Annotated in this window: 4 protein-coding genes; all 4 read left to right on the plus strand. The window is 72.4% G+C overall.

Annotated elements, in window-relative coordinates:
* On the plus strand, nucleotides 1–726 hold a 726-nt coding region (locus tag ACTHMF_RS18710), incomplete at its 5' end, for a Gfo/Idh/MocA family protein (RefSeq protein WP_440319689.1).
* Between the two features lie 92 nt (nucleotides 727–818).
* Entirely contained in the window at nucleotides 819–1889 is a 1071-nt protein-coding gene (locus ACTHMF_RS18715) for a Gfo/Idh/MocA family protein (protein ID WP_440319695.1), read from the plus strand.
* Nucleotides 1882–2919 (plus strand): sugar phosphate isomerase/epimerase family protein, encoded by a 1038-nt coding sequence (locus ACTHMF_RS18720; protein WP_440319691.1) that lies wholly within the window; start codon nucleotides 1882–1884, stop codon nucleotides 2917–2919. The genes ACTHMF_RS18715 and ACTHMF_RS18720 overlap by 8 nt, the downstream gene beginning before the upstream one ends.
* A 48-nt stretch (nucleotides 2920–2967) precedes the next feature.
* A complete protein-coding gene (locus ACTHMF_RS18725; RefSeq protein ID WP_440319693.1) occupies nucleotides 2968–3573 on the plus strand; it encodes a pentapeptide repeat-containing protein in 606 nt (201 codons plus the stop codon).
* The last annotated feature ends 118 nt before the right edge of the window (nucleotides 3574–3691 follow it).

Consider the following 3691-nt stretch of genomic DNA (forward strand, 5'->3'; position numbering starts at 1 on the left):
GACACCTTCCTCGGCGCGGGCATCCAGTCGGCGCGGCGCCTGGTCGAGAGCGGCAGGATCGGAGCGCCGCTCACCGCGCTGACGCTCATGCAGAGCCCGGGCCCGGAGTCCTGGCACCCGAACCCCGACTTCCTGTTCCAGGAGGGCGCAGGACCGCTGTTCGATATCGGCCCGTACTACCTGACCACCCTGGTGCAGCTGTTCGGCCCGGTGAAGAGCGTGAGCGCCGTCGCCTCCAAGTCGAAGGCGAAGCGCGTGATCGGCTCCGGTCCGCGCGCCGGCGAGGAGTTCGAGGTCACCGTCCCCACGCACGTGAGCGCGCTGTACCAGTTCGAGAGCGGGCAGACGGCGCAGGCCATCTTCAGCTTCGACTCGAAGCTCGGCCGCACGCTGTTCGAGGTCGCCGGCGTCGACGGCACGGTCGTCGTGCCCGACCCGAACACGTTCGAGGGCGACCTGCTCGTGCACGGGGCGGACGGCGTGGAGACGCTCCCGTCCACGGGATCCACCACCACCCGCGGCACCGGCGTCGTCGAGCTGGCCCGCGCGATCCGCGCCGGAGTGCCGGAGCGTGCGTCGGGCGAGCAGGCATTCCACGTGCTCGACGTGATGGTCGCGACCATCGAGTCGGCCGAGGCCGGCGCCCCGGTCACCGTCGAGAGCACGGTCGAGGTCGCCCCGGCGCTGCCGGAGGACTGGGACCCGCGGGAGGCGACGCTCGCGTGACGGCGGACACGAGCGGGAACGACGGCCGCAGCGCCGACGGCGGACTCCGCCGCCGCGACGAGAGCCGGGCGGGGGAGCGGCTGAGGGCCGGCATCGTCGGCGGCGGCTTCATGGCCGAGGTGCACTCGCGCGCCATCCGGGCCGCCAGGGCGGAACCCGCCGGCATCGTCTCGTCGTCGCCGGAACGCGGAGCGGAGGCGGCGGAGCGACTGGGCATCGGCCGCGCCTACGGGTCGCTCGAGGAGCTGCTCGCGGACGACGGGATCGACGTCGTCCACGTCACCACTCCCAACGCGCTTCACGCGGAGCAGGCGCTCGCCGTGCTCGCCTCCGGCAAGCACGTGGTCTGCGAGAAGCCGCTCGCCACCACCGTCGCGGACGCCGAGGGCCTCGCCGCCGCCGCGGCGTCGTCCGGCCGGACGGCCACCGTCCCGTTCGTGTACCGCTACCACCCGCTCGTGCGGGAGGCGCGGTCGCGGTTCGCCTCCGGGGCCGCCGGCACCGTGCTGAGCGTCAACGCGTCCTACCTGCAGGACTGGCTGCTCGCCTCCGCCGACGACAACTGGCGCGTGGATGCGGCGCAGGGCGGCCGGTCCCGCGCGTTCGCCGACATCGGTTCGCACCTGGTCGATCTCGTCGAGTTCGTCAGCGGCGACCGGGTGAGCCGCCTGGCGGCGACGACCAAGACGGTGTTCGCCGAGCGGGCATCCCACTCCGGCATCACGACGGAGGACGCCGTGGCCGTCGTGATCGAGACGCGCTCCGGCGCGATCGGGACGCTGCTGGTCTCGCAGGTGGCGCCGGGGCGCAAGAACCGGCTGTGGCTGGAGATCGCCGGCAGCGCGGAGAGCGTCGCGTTCGACCAGGAGCAGCCGGAGACGCTGTGGATCGGGCGGAGGGCGGGCAGCACCATCGTCCCGCGCGACGCCGACCAGCTGAGCGAGGACGCCGCGCGGCTGTGCGTCGTCCCGTCCGGTCATCCACAGGGCTACCAGGAGGCCTTCACCGCGTTCGTCGCGGACACGTATGCTGCGGTCGCGGGGGAGACCCCGGAGGGACTGCCGCGCTTCGCGGACGGCCTGCGCGCCGTCCGCGTCACCGACGCCGTGCTGGACTCCGCGGAGTCCGGCACCTGGATCGAGATGGGAACGCACGATGACTGAGACGACCACCGCGGAGTCCGGGCGCACGCACCCGGTGACCCTGTTCACCGGCCAGTGGGCCGACCTCACGCTGGAGGAGGTGGCCAGGTACGCGAGCGAGTGGGGCTACGACGGACTGGAGATCGCCTGCTCCGGCGAGCACCTGGACGTCTGGCGCGCCGCAGAGGACGACACCTACCTGCAGGGCCGCCTCGACATCCTGAACCGCTACGGGCTGAAGGTGTGGGCCATCTCCAACCACCTCAAGGGCCAGGCGGTCTGCGACGACCCGATCGACTTCCGGCACCAGGCCATCGTCGGCTCGAAGGTGTGGGGCGACGGCGACCCGGAGGGCGTGCGCCAGCGCGCCGCGGAGGAGCTGAAGCTCACGGCGAAGGTCGCCCGCAAGCTCGGGGTGGACACCGTGGTCGGCTTCACCGGGTCCAGCATCTGGCCGTACGTCGCGCAGTTCCCGCCGGTGCCGGCCTCCGTCTTCGAGGCCGGGTACCAGGACTTCGCCGACCGCTGGAACCCGATCCTCGACGTGTTCGACGGGGAGGGCGTTCGGTTCGCGCACGAGGTGCACCCGTCGGAGATCGCGTACGACTACTGGACGAGCGTGCGCACGCTGGAGGCGATCGACCACCGCGAGGCGTTCGGGTTCAACTGGGACCCGTCGCACATGATGTGGCAGGACATCGACCCGGTCGGCTTCATCGTCGACTTCAAGGACCGCATCTACCACGTGGACTGCAAGGACACCCGGCTGCGCCCGAAGAACGGCCGCGCCGGCGTGCTCGGCTCGCACCTGCCGTGGGGCGACCCGCGCCGCGGCTGGGACTTCGTCTCCACCGGGCACGGCGACGTGCCGTGGGAGGACGCCTTCCGCGCGCTCGAGTCGATCGGCTACACCGGCCCGATCTCGATAGAGTGGGAGGACGCGGGGATGGACCGGCTGCACGGCGCGGCCGAGGCCGTCGGCTACATCCGGTCGCTGCTCTGGAAGCAGCCGACCGCCTCCTTCGACGCCGCCTTCAGCAACCAGGACTGAGCCCCGCCCGGCCGTCGCGCGCGCTCGGCGCGTGGGTAGGCTGGCGCGGTGGAGATCATCCGGGGCGAGGACTGGTACGGGCGCGACCTCGACGGCGCCGAGTTCGACGGGGTCGAGTTCGTGGACGTGGACATGACGGAGCTGCGCGCGACCGGGGCGACGTTCACGGGCTGCACGTTCCGCACGGTGCGGTTCAACGTGGCGGAGTTCACGGACACGGCGTTCTCCAACTGCACCTTCCAGGGCTGCAACTTCTTCGACGCGACGTTCGTGCGCTGCAAGCTGACCGGCAGCGCGTTCAGCGGCTGCGACTTCGCGCTGCTGAAGGCGGAGGGCGGGAACTGGTCGTTCGTCGACCTGTCCGGCGCCGAGCTGCGCGGCGCGCGGTTCACGGGCGTCCGGCTGCGCGAGGCGGACCTGACGCGGGCGCGCTGCGCTGAGGCGGTGTTCTCGGGCTGCGACCTGTCGGCCGCCTCCCTCACCGGCGCCGACTTCAGCGCGGCGGACCTCACGGGCAGCGACCTCACCGGCATCGACCCCGAGGACGTCCTGCTCCGCGGCGCCACCATCGACGTGCGCCAGGCAGTCACCCTAGCCGAGGCCGCCGGAATACTCGTCGTCCCCACCCCGACCCCAACCCCCCCCCCCCCCTGAGCCCGCCCGCCGCCCGGCGCGCGTCGAGTGGCCGGTGGTGGTCGCTCCGCGGGCGAGAAGGCGAAACTTTCCTGCCACCCCACGGTCCAGCCGTGAGGCGGGGCTACGCCACGTCCTT

The organism is Leifsonia sp. (genome assembly GCF_051955155.1).
Taxonomy (GTDB): Bacteria; Actinomycetota; Actinomycetes; order Actinomycetales; family Microbacteriaceae; genus Leifsonia.

Bases quoted from the DNA above. Each gene is read 5' to 3' on its own strand.
- ACTHMF_RS18720 (WP_440319691.1), top strand. From the start codon at position 1,882: ATGACTGAGACGACCACCGCGGAGTCCGGGCGCACGCACCCGGTGACC.